Source organism: Rhizobium sp. NFACC06-2 (genome assembly GCF_900101425.1).
GTDB lineage: Bacteria > Pseudomonadota > Alphaproteobacteria > Rhizobiales > Rhizobiaceae > Agrobacterium > Agrobacterium leguminum.
On record NZ_FMVA01000005.1, the window covers coordinates 74,014 to 91,636 of the forward strand.

The following is a 17,623-nucleotide window of genomic DNA, read 5'->3' on the forward strand; positions in this document are numbered from 1 at the left end:
GCTTTGCCCCTATATGGGGCCGGAAGGCGGCGGATGCGAGCGATAAATGCCCAACCTGCGCGATCGCCTCATTCAATTTTGCGCAATGAACTTTCCCGCGCCATCATCGTTCCTATGCTTGACCCGCAGAATGCCGAAGGAAAGGAAAAGCAATGAGCGTCGTTGAAGCCGTAGCCGAGCCGGAAAGCGCCATCCGCACCATTCACACCGATCTGCCCGTCAACGCCACCTTCCATGTCTGGCTGAAGGCGAAGAAAGATGCTGAGCCGGGTGCCGTCTCCTTTTCCAATCAGAATGGAAAATTCGCTGAGGTTTCAAGCGTCAACACGGAAGAGTTCGGTTTTCGAATCTATCAGGTTTTCGGCGGCGGCCATGTGGAGCTGAGTTACGACACGGTCACGACCGCAGTTTCCGTCATCTACTGGTTCACGGCGTCGGATGTGCTCGAAACCGGCATCACCGTCGTCCATACCAAGCCGGACAATGCCGCACCGGAGCTTCCCGGCAGCTATCACTTCCGCCCGCCCTTCGGCTGGATGAACGACCCGAACGGTTTCGGTCGTTTCGAGGGGCGGCCGCATCTGTTTTATCAGCATTATTCGCACGGGCTGCGCTGGAACACCATGCATTGGGGCCATGCCGTCTCGTCGGATTATCTGCGCTGGCGGCATCTGCCGATCTTCCTTTTCCCTTCCGAGGACCTAACAACCCGGCCAGACAAGCGCGGCGGCGCCTATTCCGGCTCCACCATTCCGCTGGTGGAAGGCACGGGCATCCGCGTCTTCTTCACCGAACAGGTGCAGGACCGCATTCCCGAACAGCAGATACAGCTCACCGCCACCTCCTCCGATCTCATCATGGCCGGGCAGGCCGAAGTCATTCTGGGTACTCGCCCGGACGGACAGGGGCTGACGCCGGATTTCCGCGACCCCTATGTTTTCCGCGGCCCTGATGGTCTTTGGAAAATGGTGCTCGGCAGCCAGAGCGATGGCGGCGGCGTCATCCTGCTTTACGAGACGCTGGACCCCACCGCCGCATCGGGCTGGACCTATGTGGGCAAGCTGTGGGTGGAAACGCGTTATAAAACCACGGCCATCGAATGCCCCTGCCTGCTGCCGCTCGATGGACCTGCCAATGCCCGTTCCACCCGCTGGGTGCTGGTCTATGGGCTGATGCATTCGGAAGACCCGGAAACCGGCCGCAAGAACCTGACGATGGCCGATGTCGGCTGGTTCGACGGCAAGGTCTTCACCAAGGAATCCGGGCAGGAGCTGGATTTCGGTACCGATAATTACGCCTTCCAGGCCTTTCTGGATGGCGACAGCATCATCGGCATGGGCTGGCTGGCCAATTGGGCGGATGCCAATCCGGAGATCGATTTCCCCACCTCCATGACGCTGCCGCGCCGGATTCATTATGCAAACGGCGAGCTTCTGACCCCGCCCATCGGTGCGGCGGAAAGCCTGCGCAGCCATATTCTCGACCGCACGCGGCTGGCCGCCGGCGAACGCGTTACCTTCATCAGCGGGGCGGTGGAAATATTGTTCGAGCTCGCCTCACCCGGCGCGCCCTTCGAACTGGTGCTCGATCATCCGGCGGTCCGGCTGGGCGTCGTTTCCGATGAAACGGGCCTGTGGATCCGCCACGAGGACGGGCGAGACGGCCCCTCGCCGCATTATATCGCCAAAGGAGCGAGGGCATCCCGCATCCGCATCTTTCTTGATTACGGCTCCATCGAAGTCTTCGCCAATCGCGGCCGATATGTGGGCACCAAGCGCCTCGAAGGTTTCGAACCGGTACGCTCGGCGCTGCTGAAGGCCGCACCCGGCGCGGTGGTGCATGCCACCAGCTGGGCGCTGAAACCGTGAGGAACCTTTTGACGGATTGGGCGGTTGATAGACCGAAACCGCCCATTCCACGGATAAGGAGAAACGGCATGACCAAAATCCGCGACACCAGCGATCCGATCCTGTTTCCCACCGAAGCCAATGAAAACAAGGCCGAGAAAAAACGCGCCGGCAAGGGCATCGTCGTCATTATCGGCGCGATCGCGATCATGGCCTTCGTCGTCTATCTGGCGGCGATCACCATCGCCACCACTCAGTCCTGACGGTGGCGGAAGAGCCGTCTTTCGCCCCGCAAGCCGCTGGCGGTCATGATCGCCAGCAGCGATACGACCACACCCAGCCCATAGAGGTAAACCATCGGCATCGTCACATCCGCCCGCTCGATCTGCCCTACCAGATCGGTCGCAGCGGCGACGGTGCCGCTGGCGCCCGCACCGGCGGCGGCGCCCAGCGTCGCGACTGTCGGCAGCAGCGCACCCGTCATCTTGCGCTCCTCTTCCGGCGCGGCCTCCATGGCGGCCTGGCTGATGCCGGCCCATGACATGCCGAAGGCAGAGCCTATCAGAATTTGCCCGACGAGCATTTCTCCCCAGTTGCCGGTCGCAAGCCCGAGCCCCAGCAGCGCGCAGCCCGGCACCATCTGGTAAGGGCCGTAATGCAGGCAAATCTCCCGAAGGCGGGCAGAACGCAGGCTGCCGATCAGCATCGCCACGAAGCTCCAGGCAAGCGGCATCGTCACAACGATGAAACCGGCAAAGGTCGGTTCATGCCGCCAGAGATTGATGGCGACATAAGCGAGATAGACGCTGCCCAGCGCATGGGCGTAGGACATCAGGAACAGCACCCAGAAACCGCTGCCGAGCACCGTCTTCAGCCGAAAGGAATCCTTCGGGAAAAGACCGATTGAAGGCCGGATGCCCGCACGCAGCGAAGCCCACAGCATCGCCGCGCCCACCAGCAGCGAAAGGGCGCGCAGGCTCGCATCCTCGAAGGCGGAAGGCGCGGAAAACGCCAGGGCGCCGACAAGGCAAAGAGCCAACGGCACCAGCGGTTTGCGCGTCGCCGCCACCGGCCGCTCGGCGGAGACGGCAATGGTGGTATAGGCAAGAAGCAGCAGAATCAGCGGCGCCGACAGCAGGAAAGTGGCGCGCCAGGAGATATGTTCGGTCGCGAAACCGCCGGTCAGCGGGCCGATGAAGGAGGCGACCGCCCAGATCGCCGCCTCGATGGCGAAGACCTTCGGCAGCAGGCCGGAGCGGAAGCCGGCGGGAATGAGGCTGTAGCACACGGCGACGATCAGCCCGTCGGCCAGCCCCTGCAGGGCACGGCCGACGACGACCCACAAAAAGTCACCGGCGATTGCCGAGAGGACCGAACCGAGCGAAAAGATCAGGCAGCAGAGAAGCAAAACGGCGCGTGCGCCAAAACGCTCGCGAAACAGGACGGCGGTGACGCCGCCCGCCACGGAACCGACGAAATAGAGACTATAGGCCCAGCTATAAAAGGTAGCGCCGCCAATTTCGTTGACGGCCACGGGCAAGGCCGTCACCACCGCGAACTGGTTGAAAGCGTGCAGGCCGATACCGGAGGAAATGACGGTCAGAAGCGAGAGATTCGCCCCGCTCAGCAATTCGCTCCAGCCGTTTTTCTCCGTCATTTCCATACTCGACAAAGCCGTATCCTTTCCATTTTTTCGGGTACGGCGGGCAAACTAGAACCTCAAGCGCCATTGAGGTCAAGACGGCTTTTTCACGCAATCCGGCCTGACGGAATTCAGTGACGGAATTCAACGGCGGCAGGAACCCTTCGCGCCTCCGGGCCGTTTGTGGAGTGAACGGACAGAAAGGACACCGTCATGGACCGCGAGAAAATCCTGCCCCGCAACGAAGACGCCATGGACGAGGACCTGCTCGATCTCGATATGGACGCCCTTCCCGCCAAGGGAGAAATTCCGCAATCCATCGAACAGGAAATCGAGGAAGAAGAGGCAGAGAGCGAGGACGATCCCTATCAGGAAAGCGACGAGGCCCTGCCCGACGATGCCGAGGAACGAGTGATCGACCGCAACCCTTCGCGGGAAGGCGGGGCTTTCGACGAGGTTTAGGGAAGATTCGGCGCGCGACGGGACAGGCGCGTGAGCATATGGCGCAGATGATCCTGCCCGCCGAAAAAAACCGCGAGAATACGCACGGTCTTTTCACCCTCATCGACATCCAAATAAAAGACAGCCTGATTTTTCGTTACCCGGCGAAGGGCGGGCAATATTTCGGGCAATAATGTCCCCTGAAAAGGCGCTTTGTGAAGCGCTTCCATATCCGCTTCAATTGACCCGACGCGTCGCGCAGCGCGCGCAAAAGCCCCCGGCAAGGCGTCGCCAAGGTCGAGATAGGACTGGATGAGATGATCGAGAATGAGGCCGAGGTCCTGATCCGTCTGTGTCGAGCGCAGGACCTTAAAGGCCATAACCGGTCTTCTTGGCTGCGATCATCGCTGCCGTTCTTTGTTTGCCCTCTTCCACGGCGACGAAGTCGCCCTGCCGTCGCTCGACCAGCAAGTCACGAAGCGCGGCAAGTTCGGCGTCCTTCGTTTCCGTTTCCTGCCGAAGCAGTTCCAGCCCTCGCTGGACGACGGCACTGAGGCTGGCATAACGCCCTTCCTCCACCAGCCTGCGGGCGAAGCTATCCTGTTGATCGGAGATGGAAACTGACGCCTTGACGGACACTGTGGCACTCCCGGTTCAAAAGAGCTACTACTCAGTAGCATATTTCGCCCATTGTTCCAATGGGTGTTCTCAGGCGGGATCGATCATGCTGATGACACGAGCGGCGATTTCGTCCATCGTCGCATCGTCAAGGGTTTCGATATATTTCGCTTTTTTCTGGGCGACACGGGCAACAATGTCCATGCTTCTCACCTGGTTGCATAGTGCGACACCCGTTGTCCTGTGGGCCGATATGTTCACGGCAAGCCCGGCCCTGCGTGTGAATGCTCCGCCCGTCGTCACGTGAACGACAAGGCACAGTCCAACCGCATTGATTTCTCTGGGCGTGATGACGATACAACGATGCTCGTCCCTGATTTCGCTGCCAATGACAGGGTTGAGGTCGACCAGATAAACGTCGCCACGTTTTGGAACCTGGCTGCGGACCATCAAAGGGCTTCTTTACCAACTGGCGGCGCTTCGTCCCATTCCCGCGCGCTGGCATTGAGGGCGGCGACTTCATCCGCACCCTCCAGCAGTTCGGCAAGCGTGAAGCGCTTTTTTTCCTGCCGAACCGGGCTGGCGACCAGCGCGCCGTTATCGACCTCGAGTGTCAGTTGCTCACCGATTTCCAGCCCCAGCATCTTCAAAAGAGCGGGCGGGATGGTCATCACCGCCGCACCGCCCTGACGTCTTATTCTCGTCGTTACGGTCATCCGTCTACGCTCCATTTTGTGCAACATATGTAGCACATTTTTGGACCTGTGCAAACGGAAGCCGTCTCTCAGACCGCCCGTTCCGGCGAATAACCGGCTTCGCGAATCGCCGCTTCCGCAGTTGCGGCATCGCCCGTAACCGTCAGCCTGTGGGCATCGAGGTCGATGCTGACGGATGCGCCGGGAAGAGCCTCCGTGAGAGCGCCGCGCAGCGTCTTTTCGCAATGGCCGCAGGTCATGTCCGGAATGAGGAAGGTGGTTGCACTCATGGTTTTCTCCTTATCGCCGGTCGTGATGTTCTCGCACCGGCTGTCATTAAAGGTCAGTGGGTTCGCGCGGGTCTGGCGTCGGTCTTGTCCGCGCCCGCGAGATCGTCGAGGATGGGGCAGTCGGGCCGGTGGTCGCCGCCGCAGCAATGGGCGAGATGGGAGAGCGTCTTCACCATGCTCTTCATCTCCGCGATTTTCTGTTCGAGATCGGCGATATGGACGAGCGCGATTTCCTTGACCGCCGAACTTTCGCGGGTCTTGTCCTGCCAGAGTTTCAGCAGCGTCTCGGTTTCTTCCAGCGAGAAACCGAGCGTGCGCGCCCGCTTGATGAAGCGTAGATTGTGCACGTCCTGCTCGCCATAGACCCGGTAATTATTGCCGGTGCGGGCGGCCGGCGTGATGAGGCCGATCTGCTCGTAATAACGGATCATCTTGGCGGAAACGCCCGATGCTTCCGATGCCTGGCCGATATTCATGACGTCACCTCCCGATGGGCCACCTTCGCCCGTTTCAACCGCAGCGCATTGGCGAGAACGAAGACGCTGGAGAGCGCCATGGCGCCCGCGCCGATCATCGGCGACAGCGTGATGCCGAAGGCCGGATAGAGCACGCCCGCCGCAACCGGTATCAGCGCCACATTATAACCGAAAGCCCAGAACAGGTTTTCCTTGATGTTGCGAATGGTCGCCCGGCTCATTTCGATGGCGTTGACTGCGCCGAGAAGATCGCCGCCGACCAGCACCACATCGGCGCTTTCGATGGCGACATCCGTTCCCGTGCCGACGGCGATGCCGATATCGGCCTCGGCCAGCGCCGGCGCATCGTTGATCCCGTCGCCCACGAAGGCCAGCACCTTGCCGCCTGCGCGCATCTCGTGGATCGCCTTCACCTTGCCCTCGGGCAGCACTTCGGCCACCACGCGGGAAATGCCGACCTGCCGGGCTATTGCATTCGCCGTGCGTTCATTGTCGCCCGTCACCATCGCCACTTCGATGCCCATGGCCTGCAACGCCCTGATGGCAGTCACACTCGAGGGTTTCAGCGGATCGGCAACCGCAATCGCGGCCGCCAGCCTGCCGTCGATGGCGGCGTAAAGCGGCGTCTTGCCCTCGTCACCCAGCCTTGCGGCGGCCTCAGCGAAGATATCCACGGAATGGCCGAGCTTCGCCATGTAACGATCCGCACCGACCTCCACCCTGCGGCCATTGACGGTGGCGGCGATGCCGTAACCCGTCACGCTTTCGAAGTTTTCGACGGTCGCAGGTTCGAGTCCTGCAGGGGTCGCAAGCTTCTTTTCTTCCGCAGCCCGGACGATGGCTTCGGCAATCGGATGTTCCGAGCGGCCCTCGACGGCGGCGACGAGCGCCAGAACCTCGTCATCGGCAAAACCTTCCGCAACCACCAGATCGGTCAGTTCAGGGCGGCCCTTGGTGACAGTGCCGGTCTTGTCGACCACGACGATCTCAGCCGAGCGCAGCTCCTGCAGGGCCTGTCCCTTGCGGAACAGCACGCCAAGCTCCGCCGCCCGGCCGGTGCCGACCATGATGGATGTCGGCGTGGCGAGACCCATGGCGCAGGGGCACGCAATGATGAGCACCGCGACCGCATTGACCAGCGCGAAAGTATAGGCAGGTTCGGGACCGAAGATCGCCCAGACGATGAAGGTCAGCACAGCGATTGCTATAACAACGGGCACGAAAAGCGCAGTGACGCGGTCCACCAGCAGCTGGATCGGCAGCTTGGACCCTTGCGCCTCCTCCACCATGCGGATGATCTGCGACAGCATGGTATCCGCGCCGACCTTGGTTGCCTTGAACTTGAAGGCGCCTGTCTTGTTGATGGTGCCACCGACAACCGCTGCGCCGACCGTCTTTTCCACCGGCACCGGTTCGCCGGAGATCATGGATTCATCGACATAGGAGGAGCCTTCGACGACTTCGCCATCCACCGCCAGCCTTTCGCCGGGACGGATGACGACGATATCTCCAGCCACCAGGTCTTCGGGGGAAATATCGATGGTAGCGCCGTCGCGCTCCACCCGCGCGGTCTTCGCCTGCAGGCTCATCAGCTTGCGTATTGCGTCTCCCGTGCGTCCGCTGGCGCGGGCTTCGAGAAGCCGCCCGGTCAGGATCAGCGTGACGATGACGGTTGCGGCTTCATAATAGACGAACTGCGCCTCATCCGGCAGTAGGTCGGGCGCGAAGGTGACGACGACCGAATAGAGATAGGCCGCCGTGACGCCCAGTGCCACCAGCGAGTTCATTTCCGGCGCGCCGCGCAGCAGGGCCGGAAAACCGGTCTTCAGGAAACGCAGGCCCGGCCCGAAAATCACCGCCGTCGCCAGCGCGAAATAGATGTAATAGAGGTTCTGCGTGTCGATGATGCCCATCAGCCAGTGATGCATCGGCTCATAGAGATGGCCGCCCATTTCCAGCACGAAAAGCGGTGCGGTCAGGATCGCGGCAATCGTCAGGTCGCGCTTCAGCGCGCCTTCTTCGCCCGCATGCTGCATATGGTCATGGCCGCCGGCCTCGCCCGCCGCCATCTGGCCGTGGCCCTGATGATGTCCGTGGTGATGGCCGTGACCGTTGTGGGCGGAATGGTCGTGCGGCGCCGGCGTCTTCAGCGCAAAACCGGCAAGCTTTGCCGTTTCCACAAGCGCATCCCGTTCACGCCGGCCGCCAATCGTTTCCACGGAGGCCCTGCCGGAGGCCGCATCGACCTTGACGGCGACTGTGGTGGCGACCGCTTCCAGAACGGCCTTCAGCCGCTCCACCTCCGCCTCGCCCCGCAAGCCTTCCACCGCAAATTCGTGACGCTCCGGCGCGATATCGTAACCGACCTTCTTGATGGCGGCGCCAAGCGTTCTGGCCGAAAAACCCTCGGCCGGCTCGACGGTGAGCTTCTTCGTGGCGAAGTTCACGGAACTCGACATGACACCCGGCACTTTGGCCGCGGCCGTTTCCACCCGGCGCACGCAGGAAGCGCAGGTCATGCCTTCCACGGGAATGGAAACCGGTTCATGTCGATGGGCGTGTTTGACTGTCTCGTTCATGGGAAATCCCCTTTCGAGACCCTATGTAGAGATTCCCATGATGGGAAGGTCAAGGGAAGCGGAAACTTTTTGTTGAACACACAATCGTGAGTGCGACCCCCGCTGCAAAATATGATGTTCGCCGCGATCATACGACCTGTAGACCCGCTACCGGGCGAGGCCTGCCAAGCGCGTTCGGAGGGCGACACGTCTCGCCAGATAAACCGTGGCGCCGCCGCATTCGGGATCGTTGACGACATGATCGAGAAGCCGGAAACCGTGCGCGGCAAGCAGGCTTTCATATTCATCGCGTGCGAGGCTCGCATGATAAAGCGGGCGGTCCTGAAAGGTGCCGATCGCCTCCCCGTGATCCGTTCCGGCCGTGAACATCAACGCCGCGCCGTCATTGGCATGCTGGTGGAAAATGCCGAACATGCGGCGCTGATCCTCCACCGTCAGATGGAAAAAACTGTGCCACGCGATCAACCCGTCGAAGCGGCGGCCGAGGGCCAGCTTTCGCATATCCGCAACCGTCCAGAGGTTCCCGGGAAATCTCTTCCGGCAAAGCTCGACCAGCGGCAGGGACGCATCGATGCCCGTGACATCGTAACCGCTGGCGATGAAGTAGCCGGCGATCGGCTCACCGGAACCGCAGCCAATATCGAGAATGGACGCGCCCTTCGGCAAGAGCGAGATGAACCTGTCGAGCCAGGGTTTTTCGACAAGGGAGCGTCCACGCTGCTTGTCGAAATCGGCCCCGTGTTCGGTATAGAGCCCGATGACATCGCAGGAGGCATTCGACATTTCCGGTCGTCCTTTCCCAAGTTCAGAATAGCACCGTTGCCTGTTCATCGAACATTGAAACTGATGCTCATTTGAGCTACATACAGCATTACCCAAAGGAGGTCGATCATGACCGCAAATGCTTATGTGAGAGCGCGCATCGATCAGGCGCTCAAGGATGACGCGACTGCCGTGCTCGACAGTCTGGGACTGACTGTTTCCGATGTCATGCGAATGATGCTGACGCGCATTGCCCGAGAAAAAGCACTCCCGATAGAACTGACGCAGCCGAATACTGAAACGCTCGCCGCAATTGAAGAAGCGCGCGCCATCGCGGCAGCCAGGCGCAATCGTTTCGGGACGGCGGAAGCCATGTTTGACGCCCTTAATGGTAACAAACGGTGACGGATAAAAAAGGTCGTGGAAAAGACGCAGCATCGAAACGAACGGTGCTGCCGCGCAGTTCGGATTTCACGAGGCAATTTATCAAGGACTGGCAACGGCTGAGCAATTCCGGGCGTTATCACATGGTGAAACTGAAGGAGATCATGCTCCTTCTCATCGCCGGCGAAGCGCCATTACCGGCGCAGTTTCGTGACCATGAACTGACCGGAGAATGGCACGATCATCGCGAATGCCATGTCGGCGGGGACTTTCTGTTGATCTATAAACTTGATGAGAAACAGAACCTTCTCATCTTCACCCGCGCAGGAACGCACGCCGAGCTTTTCAGGTAAACGCGCAATCCGAAAGATATTGAGGTCGATCTCGTTACCGATGCACGGCCAGCCGGGGAATATCGCGCAGGAAGGCGTCGCGCACGGCGGGGCCGAGCGGCTCGTCGGACGGTTTGTCGGAAACGCGCAGTCTCGCAAAAACGATGTGCTGGCCTTCGCGCTCTGCCCAGCCGACGAACCAGCCGAAGGGGCGGTTTCGGTCGGGATTGCCCTTTTCGTCGCGCATGTAGCCGGTGCCGGTCTTGCCGTGCACGGCCCAGCTTTCCGGCGCATCGAAGACCGGCACGATTGCCCTGGTCTTGGCCTGCGCATCGCGCGAAACGGGCAGATTGCCGGCCAGAAGGCGGCGGAGGAAGCCCACCTGTTCCACCGGCGAGACCGTCAGCGACGATCCGAGCCAGGAATGGGTCAGGCCGTTGTTCTTGCCTGGCTCACCGGAAACATCGGCATTGCCGTAACCGAGGCGCTTCACATAGGCGGCGAATTTTTCCGGGCCGAGGCGGCGGGTGATTTCACGCGAATACCACAGCACCGAATCCTGTTCCCATATCGAGGGATCGACCGTCTTGCGGTCGGAGGCGCGCGCCTCCGTGCCGGGTTTCCAGTCCCAGGCGGGCGTCTTTTCATCCTGAAGAATGCCGGCGTCGTAACCGATCAGCGCCAGCGGCACCTTGAAGGTGGAGGCCGGCGCCACGCGCTGGTCGCAGGCGCCCTGCTGGTTGATGATGGCGCCGGTCTCGATGGAGGTGACCAGCGTGCATTCGAAGGCCTGGGGCTGTTGCTGGGCGTCAGCGGAAAACGGCAGGAGCCCCGGAAGGGCGAGGCATGAAAGAACGATGGCGGGCAGCCGATAGCGCATGCGTTTTGATGTCCCTCGTCCGCTTTTGCGGATCATTTGCCGGAATGGCCGGAAGCTGTCTTTGATTTCAGACAAGTCGTACCCCGAAACCGTGACACGCTTTCGGGCGACACTGCCTTAAGGGAACGATGGGGCAGGAATAGGACCAAAACGAAAATTGACGTTTTCCGTCACATCCGTTCCTTTTCGCCTGCCCTCTCACCCACTGTCAGGGGCCAGTCGACCACATAATCCTCGAAGTCGTCAACATCCACATCGGCCTCGCTGACGGTGCGGCCGCGGGCGGAAATGCCGGCCTGATGCACCGTTTCCGTATCGCCGGAAACGAGATAGTGCCACCAGTAGAGATCCTTGCCGTCGCGCACCAGCGCATAGGCGCAGGTGGGCGGCAACCAACCGATCTCATGCACCTTCTTCAGGTCGAGCTGGATACAGTCCGGCACGGTGGCGCGGCGGTTTTCATAGTCGGAGCATCGACAGCTCTCGCCGTCGAGCAGCACGCAGCGAACCGAGGTGAACACCACTTCGCCGGTGTCCCAGTCCTCGAGCTTGTTCAGACAGCACAGGCCGCAGCCGTCGCACAGGCTTTCCCATTCCTCACCGGTCATCTCCGTGAGTGATTTGGTTTTCCAGAACGGCGCGTCATTCATCGTTAACATTTCCGTTTCATTTTGATCTCTTGGACGGGAGTGTTTAACCGGTCCCTAATCCTTTATATCGTATCGCCAAGGGCTGGTTTGTACGATATTTTAGCATATTGGCAGGCGGCAGAGGGGTCATTGGCCCGCGAAAGGCCGCCGCGTCAAGCACTTCCGACATAACCATGCCACGGTTTTGCGTCGGGAATGGGTTGAAGCCTAGAATATCGGGCAGACATATCGATGGCAGCGTTGCGTTGAACAGGAAAACATCGCCAGGTGCAGGAAGAAAAAGACGATAAAAAAGGCCGTAAAAAACGGCACATCCTGCTCCGGATCGATAGCTTCATCGACTCCGGCCTGTGGACGGCTGCGGCAAGGCTGGTGGATTTCTGGGAAGACGTCACCATCGCCTCGCGCAAGCTGCATGTGCGCGGCTGGAAAAAACTTCTCGTCAACCTCACCTGCGACGCGCTGACCTTCGGAACGGCGGGGTCCGTCGTGCTTCTGGCGCTCGCCATGCCCGCCTTCGAGGAAACCAAGAAGGACTGGCGCTATCGCGGTGATTTCGCCGTCACCTTCCTCGATCGTTACGGCAATACCATCGGCCATCGCGGCATCATTCATGAGGATTCCGTCCCGATCGACCAGATGCCGGACCATTTCATCAAGGCGGTGCTGGCGACCGAGGACCGGCGTTTCTTCGACCATTTCGGCATCGATTTCATCGGCCTTGCCCGCGCCATGAGCGAAAACGCCCGCGCCGGCGGCGTGGTGCAGGGCGGCTCGACGCTGACGCAGCAGCTCGCCAAGAACCTGTTCCTTACCAATGAGCGCTCGCTGGAGCGCAAGATCAAGGAAGCCTTCCTCGCGCTGTGGCTCGAGACCAACATGTCGAAGAAGGAAATCCTCAGCCTTTATCTCGACCGCGCCTATATGGGCGGCGGCACCTTCGGGGCGGCGGCGGCGGCGCAATTTTATTTCGGCAAGAACCTGACCGATGTGACATTGGCCGAATCCGCCATTCTGGCCGGCCTGTTCAAGGCGCCGGCCAAATATGCGCCGCATGTCAACCTGCCGGCCGCGCGTGCGCGCGCCAACACCGTGCTTTCCAACCTGGTGCAGAGCGGGTTGATGACCGAGGGTCAGGTCATCGGCGCGCGGCGCAACCCGGCCACCGTCATCGACCGCGCCGATGTGAAGGCGCCGGATTATTTCCTCGACTGGGCTTTCGACGAAGTGCGGCGGCTGGCCGCCGAGGGCAAGTTCAAGGACCACACCGTGGTCGTGCGCACCACCATCGATACCGGTCTGCAGCAGGCGGCCGAGCAGGCGATGGAAATGGGCCTGCGCGAATTCGGCGAAGGTTACCGCGTCAAGCAGGGCGCGATGGTGATGATCGAGAACGGCGGCGGCGTGCGCGCCATGGTCGGCGGACGCGACTATGGCGAAAGTCAGTTCAACCGCGCCACGGCGGCGTTGCGCCAGCCGGGCTCCTCCTTCAAGGTCTATACCTACTCGGCCGCCATGGAAAAGGGCATGAAGCCGGAGACGCTGATCTCCGACGCGCCTGTGACCTGGCGCGGCTGGTCGCCGCAGAATTACGGCCGCTCCTATGCCGGCAAGGTGACGCTGCAGATGGCGCTCGCCAAATCCTACAACACCGTGCCCGTGCGTCTTGCCAAGGACGTGCTCGGCACACAGGTCATCGTCGATACCGCCAAGGCCATGGGTGTCGCCACGCCGCTGCGCAGCGACAAGACCATTCCGCTCGGCACATCGGAAGTGACGGTTCTCGATCAGGCCACCGCCTATGCCGTTTTCCCGGCCGACGGCATGCAGTCGCGCCGCCACGGCATCGAGCAGGTGCTGGATTACGAGGGCAATGTTCTCTACGATTTCAGCCACAACGAAGCGCCCGCCAAACGGGTGCTTTCCGAAGACGCCAATTCGAAGATGAACCAGATGCTGGTGACCATCCCGGTCATGGGCACGGCCCGGCGCGGCGCCTTGGATAACGGCATCGTTTCCGGCGGCAAGACCGGCACCTCGCAGGCCTATCGCGATGCCTGGTATGTGGGTTTCACCGGCAATTACACCACGGCCGTCTGGTTCGGGAACGATGATTTCACGCCCATGAACAACATGACCGGCGGCGCGCTTCCGGCCATGGCCTTCAAGCGGCTGATGGACTATGCCCATCAGGGCATGGAGCTGCGACCGATCCCCGGCATCCAGAACCCGCTGCCGACAGGCGCACGCCCGCAGCCTTCGGCGGAAGTGGCGGCCGCAGCCACCAGCACACCCGCCCTGCCGGCGCTCACCCGCCCGCGCTCGCTCTCGGCCGAGACAACGCGTGTGATCCGCTCCATCGCCAAGAAGATGAAGGACGCTTCGGCGCTCAGCGTGACGACGCAGAAGGTGGCGGATGCATCGTTGCGGGAAGGCGCGGAGGATGCGGCGCGGCGGTGAGGTGTGGCGCGTAAAGGGTGCTTTCGGAGTTCGGGGCTTACCCCCCTCTGCCCTGCCGGGCATCTCCCCCTCAAGGGGGGAGATCGATCTGCGGCGAAGTTTCGCCCATCTCAGGGTCAGAGAATGAAGTGGCGGTAGGGCCTCCTGCTGATCTCCCCCCTTGAGGGGGAGATGCCCGGCAGGGCAGAGGGGGGTAAGCCACGCACTCCATCGCCACCGCTTCTCCAAACCACAACCTAGCGCAACAACACCGCCCTCGCCGTCTCCACCACATCCGCCGTAAGCCCACCAAGCCGCTCCGCCGCAAGCCGGTTCACCTGCCAGTAAAGCGGAATATCGAGCGGCGTGCCGGGAACGACCTCCACCAGCCGCCCTTCCCTCAAATGTTCCCCCACAAGCTGCACCGGGTTGAGCCCCCAGCCCATGCCGGAAAGGCTCGCCTTCACGAAACCGTCGGTCGAGGGCAGCCAGTGGGTGGGATAGGCGATATCCTCGCCCAGCACCTTCCTGACCCAGCTCGCCTGCAGCCTGTCCTTCTGATTGAAGGTGAGCCCCGGCGCGCGGGCAAGGGCGGCGGGCGTAACGCCCCCGGCGAAATGGCGGGCCATGAAATCCGGGCTGGCGGTGGCGTGATAGCGCAGCACGCCGAGGGCCAGGACCCGACAGCCCTGCACCGGCTTGGCATGGGCAGTGACGGCGGCGAGCACCCTGCCGCCGCGCAGCCATTCCACCGTGTGGTCCTGATCGTCCACCGCGATATTGACGAGATAATCGCTGCCGCCGGTGAATTTCGAAACCGCATCCAGAAACCATGTGCCGAGACTGTCGGCGTTTGTGGCGATGTTGAGCGTCACGCGCTCCTGCCCTGCGCCCGCTTCCGCCAACGCCGGAAGCTGTCGGAACAATTCGCTTTCCAGCATGCCGACATGATCCATGTGACGGCACAGCCATTCGCCCTTTTCCGTCGCCACGCACGGGTTGCCGCGCACGATCAGCACCACGCCCAGCCGCTCCTCCAGTTGCTTGATGCGCTGGGAGACGGCCGACGGCGTGACGCACAGCACCTGCGCCGCCTTTTCGAAACTGCCGGTCTGGGCAACGAGCGCCACGGCCCGCATGGAGGGATAGTCTAGCACTACGGCACCTCATGCAGGGTTTGGAGGTGGCGGGAGAGCCCTGGAAGCCATAGGTGACGGCCTCTCCCTCCCTCATTCCTGTGCTTGTCACAGGAATCCAGTCGACGCACGTCTGTGCGGCGGAAGAGTCTTTTCAGCCCAAGGACTTGGGCTGGCTGGATTCCTGTGACAAGCACAGGAATGAGGGTGGAGAGATGGCAACGTTGCGGAAAATCGAGAGGTTTAAGAAAGGAGCGCGCCATTAGCTCAGCTTATCCAGATTGAGTTTATTTAACTGGATTAAACTATCTGGCGGAAATATCCAAGCACTCGGTCCGGAAGCAACGCTTCGGCCATTCCACAATGGACAGAGGCAGAGGCCGCGACGCGCATGGACATCCAGATCTTCTTCACCGGCCTGACAGTGGGCCTCAGCCTCATCGTTGCCATCGGCGCGCAGAATGCTTTCGTTCTGAAGCAGGGGCTGGCGCGCTCGCACGTGTTTGCCGTTTGCGCCACCTGCGCCATTGCCGATGCGCTGTTGATTACCGTCGGGGTTTTCGGTTTTCAGCGGATCAGCGCCATCATGCCGGCGCTCGATCCCATCATGCGTTATGCGGGGGCCGCCTTCCTCATCTGGTATGGCGCCAAAAGTCTGCATTCGGCGCTGCGCTCCTCCGAGGCGCTTTCGGTGGCGGAGCGGCAGGAGGCGAGCCTGTGGCAGACGCTGGCCATCTGCCTTGCGCTGACCTTTCTCAACCCGCACGTCTATCTCGATACCGTCGTGCTGCTCGGCACCATTTCCACGCAGTTTCCCGGCTTCGAAAAAACCTTCGCGGCGGGCGCGGCCACCGGTTCGCTGGTGTTCTTCTTTTCACTGGGTTACGGCGCGCGCTGGCTGCGGCCGATCTTCGAAAAACCCTCCGCCTGGCGCATTCTTGAAGGCGTCATCGCCGTCACCATGTGGGCCATCGCCTTCAAGCTCGTCATGGGCGCCTAAAGCGGCGGCGTATTCCCCTCTCCGATATCCCAATAAAGCCCGGCCATAAGGGTAAGCGCCTCGCGGGCGATCTCCTTCGGCAAATGTTCGTTCGGCGCATGCTGCGAGCAGCCGGGATAGGAATGCGGCACCCAGATGGTGCGCAGCTTGAGGATATCGGCAAAGATATCATTGGGCAGCGAACCGCCGAGATTGGGCAGAAGCGCCGGTTTTCTGCCCGTTGTGCGCGCAATGGAGCGCAGCGTGAAATCCACCCATGGATCCTGCGGATCGAGCCGGGTGGCGCGGAAAATCTCGTCGCCGGCAGGCGCGATTTCCACCATGGCGAAACCCTGCCGGTCGAGGTGACGCCGCACGGCGGGCAGAACCGCTTGCGGATCGATACCAACGACGAAGCGCAGTTGCAGCCGCGCCCATGCCCTTGGCGGAATGGCGTTGACCGGCGCACGCGGATTGCCGGTCTCGAAAGCCAGCACTTCCAGCGCACACCAGCCGAAAACCCGCTCGGCGGTGGAAAGGCCGGGCTCGCCCCAGTCCGGATCGATCTTCGGGCCGTCCGGCCCGCCATCGATTTCACAATCGGCAAGGGCCTCACGCACCGCTTTCGGCAATTCCTCCGGCACCAGTTCCGGCACGCGGATCTGGCCGGTCGGACCGACGAGACTTGCGACGGCATGGGCCAGCTGCACGCCGGGATTGGAGAGCGCCCCGCCCCAATTGCCGGAATGATGGCCGCCCTCACGCGCCTCGATCACCAGATCGAAGGTGATGCCGCCGCGCGCGCCGAGAAAAACCGTCGGCCGCTGCGCATTCAGGCGCGGGCCGTCGGAAGCGATCAGAAGATCGGCTTTCAGCCGCTCGCCATGGTTCCGGCAAATCTCCCTCAGGCCGGGGGAGCCCCTCTCCTCGCCCATCTCGATCAGATATTTGGCGTTGAAACCAAGCCTGCCGCGTGTCTCGAGTACGGCTTTCAGCGCCGCCATATTGACCGAATGCTGCCCCTTGTTATCGGCGGTGCCGCGCCCATACCACCTGCCATTGCGCTCGGACATCACAAAGGGCGAAAGGCCCTCGGCCCAGCCCTCGTCCTGCCCGCGCACCACATCCCCGTGGCCGTATCCCAGCACGGTCGGCAGAGTGTCCTCCTCGAAACGCTCGGCGATCAGAAACGGCAAATCCGCCGTCGGATCACGCAGGATGGTGCAGGAAAAACCCATGGCGGCGAAAGCGGGCAGCATTTCCTGTTCCAGATAAAGCGTCAGTTGCTCGCCCTGCTCCTCATTCTGGCTTTCGGTCCGTCGCAAAACGCGTCGCGACAAATCCCGCTCGAAGCTGCCATCGTCGAAACAGGCGGCGGCACGGTCGATTGCGGATTGTCGCGACATGATGGAATATCCCCGGTTGTGATCATTTTCACGGAGACTAAACAAGCCGCGCCATTTTCCAAACAGG

20 protein-coding genes are annotated in these 17,623 nt (G+C 61.6%); 7 read left to right on the forward strand and 13 right to left on the reverse strand.

Features of this window, described 5'->3' with window-relative positions; all coding sequences use genetic code 11:
- Window positions 1-152 precede the first annotated feature (152 nt).
- Entirely contained in the window at window positions 153-1,868 is a 1,716-nt protein-coding gene (locus tag F3H58_RS10920; protein WP_149742204.1) for a glycoside hydrolase family 32 protein, read from the forward strand.
- A gap of 68 nt (window positions 1,869-1,936) precedes the next feature.
- Window positions 1,937-2,110, forward strand: a complete 174-nt coding sequence (locus tag F3H58_RS10925; protein WP_078051557.1) for a hypothetical protein — start codon at window positions 1,937-1,939, stop codon at window positions 2,108-2,110.
- Here F3H58_RS10925 and F3H58_RS10930 read toward each other — a convergent pair.
- Window positions 2,101-3,510: an MFS transporter gene (locus F3H58_RS10930; protein WP_188128892.1), complete on the reverse strand. Its 1,410-nt coding sequence runs from the start codon at window positions 3,508-3,510 to the stop codon at window positions 2,101-2,103. The genes F3H58_RS10925 and F3H58_RS10930 overlap by 10 nt on opposite strands.
- 192 nt (window positions 3,511-3,702) lie before the next feature.
- Here F3H58_RS10930 and F3H58_RS10935 point away from each other — a divergent pair, with 192 nt between their 5' ends.
- The gene (locus tag F3H58_RS10935; RefSeq protein WP_149742206.1) at window positions 3,703-3,951 is read left to right on the forward strand and encodes a hypothetical protein; all 249 of its coding nucleotides are present in this window, start codon (window positions 3,703-3,705) and stop codon (window positions 3,949-3,951) included.
- Here F3H58_RS10935 and F3H58_RS10940 read toward each other — a convergent pair.
- The 8 genes from F3H58_RS10940 to F3H58_RS10975 form a co-directional block, all read right to left on the reverse strand.
- Complete coding sequence (locus tag F3H58_RS10940; RefSeq protein ID WP_149742207.1) at window positions 3,948-4,310, reverse strand: type II toxin-antitoxin system RelE/ParE family toxin; 363 nt, start codon at window positions 4,308-4,310, stop codon at window positions 3,948-3,950. The two genes, F3H58_RS10935 and F3H58_RS10940, sit on opposite strands and share 4 nt — an antisense overlap.
- The gene (locus tag F3H58_RS10945; RefSeq protein ID WP_149742208.1) at window positions 4,300-4,569 is read right to left on the reverse strand and encodes a ribbon-helix-helix domain-containing protein; all 270 of its coding nucleotides are present in this window, start codon (window positions 4,567-4,569) and stop codon (window positions 4,300-4,302) included. Before F3H58_RS10945 ends, F3H58_RS10940 begins: the two co-directional genes overlap by 11 nt.
- A 69-nt stretch (window positions 4,570-4,638) precedes the next feature.
- Window positions 4,639-4,998 (reverse strand): type II toxin-antitoxin system toxin MazF, encoded by a 360-nt coding sequence (mazF, locus tag F3H58_RS10950; protein WP_149742209.1) that lies wholly within the window; start codon window positions 4,996-4,998, stop codon window positions 4,639-4,641.
- Window positions 4,998-5,264, reverse strand: coding sequence for a type II toxin-antitoxin system antitoxin MazE (gene mazE, locus F3H58_RS10955; protein WP_059753836.1), 267 nt, complete (start codon window positions 5,262-5,264; stop codon window positions 4,998-5,000). Before mazE ends, mazF begins: the two co-directional genes overlap by 1 nt.
- A 68-nt stretch (window positions 5,265-5,332) precedes the next feature.
- Window positions 5,333-5,533: a heavy-metal-associated domain-containing protein gene (locus tag F3H58_RS10960; RefSeq protein WP_149742210.1), complete on the reverse strand. Its 201-nt coding sequence runs from the start codon at window positions 5,531-5,533 to the stop codon at window positions 5,333-5,335.
- 53 nt (window positions 5,534-5,586) lie between these two features.
- Window positions 5,587-6,009 (reverse strand): Cu(I)-responsive transcriptional regulator, encoded by a 423-nt coding sequence (gene cueR, locus F3H58_RS10965; protein WP_149742211.1) that lies wholly within the window; start codon window positions 6,007-6,009, stop codon window positions 5,587-5,589.
- Window positions 6,006-8,588: a heavy metal translocating P-type ATPase gene (locus F3H58_RS10970; protein WP_188128873.1), complete on the reverse strand. Its 2,583-nt coding sequence runs from the start codon at window positions 8,586-8,588 to the stop codon at window positions 6,006-6,008. The genes cueR and F3H58_RS10970 overlap by 4 nt, the downstream gene beginning before the upstream one ends.
- 147 nt (window positions 8,589-8,735) lie before the next feature.
- Entirely contained in the window at window positions 8,736-9,371 is a 636-nt protein-coding gene (locus F3H58_RS10975) for a class I SAM-dependent DNA methyltransferase (protein WP_149742212.1), read from the reverse strand.
- Between the two features lie 108 nt (window positions 9,372-9,479).
- Between F3H58_RS10975 and F3H58_RS10980 the strand changes: the two genes are divergently transcribed.
- On the forward strand, window positions 9,480-9,755 hold the full coding sequence (locus tag F3H58_RS10980; RefSeq protein ID WP_149742213.1) for a type II toxin-antitoxin system RelB/DinJ family antitoxin: 276 nt from the start codon (window positions 9,480-9,482) through the stop codon (window positions 9,753-9,755).
- Complete coding sequence (locus F3H58_RS10985) at window positions 9,752-10,087, forward strand: type II toxin-antitoxin system YafQ family toxin (protein ID WP_149742214.1); 336 nt, start codon at window positions 9,752-9,754, stop codon at window positions 10,085-10,087. Before F3H58_RS10980 ends, F3H58_RS10985 begins: the two co-directional genes overlap by 4 nt.
- A gap of 34 nt (window positions 10,088-10,121) precedes the next feature.
- On the opposite strand, the gene blaOXA is transcribed toward F3H58_RS10985, so the two are convergent.
- Both blaOXA and F3H58_RS10995 read right to left on the reverse strand, forming a co-directional pair.
- The gene (gene blaOXA, locus F3H58_RS10990; RefSeq protein WP_065654207.1) at window positions 10,122-10,946 is read right to left on the reverse strand and encodes a class D beta-lactamase; all 825 of its coding nucleotides are present in this window, start codon (window positions 10,944-10,946) and stop codon (window positions 10,122-10,124) included.
- A 170-nt stretch (window positions 10,947-11,116) separates the two neighbouring features.
- Complete coding sequence (locus F3H58_RS10995) at window positions 11,117-11,596, reverse strand: YcgN family cysteine cluster protein (protein WP_065654208.1); 480 nt, start codon at window positions 11,594-11,596, stop codon at window positions 11,117-11,119.
- Between the two features lie 267 nt (window positions 11,597-11,863).
- On the opposite strand from F3H58_RS10995, the gene F3H58_RS11000 reads away from it, so the two are divergent.
- Window positions 11,864-14,056, forward strand: a complete 2,193-nt coding sequence (locus tag F3H58_RS11000) for a transglycosylase domain-containing protein (protein ID WP_149742215.1) — start codon at window positions 11,864-11,866, stop codon at window positions 14,054-14,056.
- A gap of 236 nt (window positions 14,057-14,292) precedes the next feature.
- Here F3H58_RS11000 and F3H58_RS11005 read toward each other — a convergent pair whose 3' ends face one another.
- Window positions 14,293-15,192 carry a LysR family transcriptional regulator ArgP gene (locus F3H58_RS11005; RefSeq protein WP_149742216.1) on the reverse strand — a complete coding sequence of 300 codons (900 nt, stop codon included), beginning with the start codon at window positions 15,190-15,192 and terminating at the stop codon, window positions 14,293-14,295.
- A 370-nt stretch (window positions 15,193-15,562) separates the two neighbouring features.
- Here F3H58_RS11005 and F3H58_RS11015 point away from each other — a divergent pair, with 370 nt between their 5' ends.
- Window positions 15,563-16,171 carry a LysE/ArgO family amino acid transporter gene (locus F3H58_RS11015; protein ID WP_149742217.1) on the forward strand — a complete coding sequence of 203 codons (609 nt, stop codon included), beginning with the start codon at window positions 15,563-15,565 and terminating at the stop codon, window positions 16,169-16,171.
- Here the strand turns inward: F3H58_RS11015 and F3H58_RS11020 are convergent.
- The gene (locus F3H58_RS11020) at window positions 16,168-17,556 is read right to left on the reverse strand and encodes a M20 family metallopeptidase (RefSeq protein WP_149742218.1); all 1,389 of its coding nucleotides are present in this window, start codon (window positions 17,554-17,556) and stop codon (window positions 16,168-16,170) included. The genes F3H58_RS11015 and F3H58_RS11020 overlap by 4 nt on opposite strands.
- Window positions 17,557-17,623 lie beyond the last annotated feature (67 nt).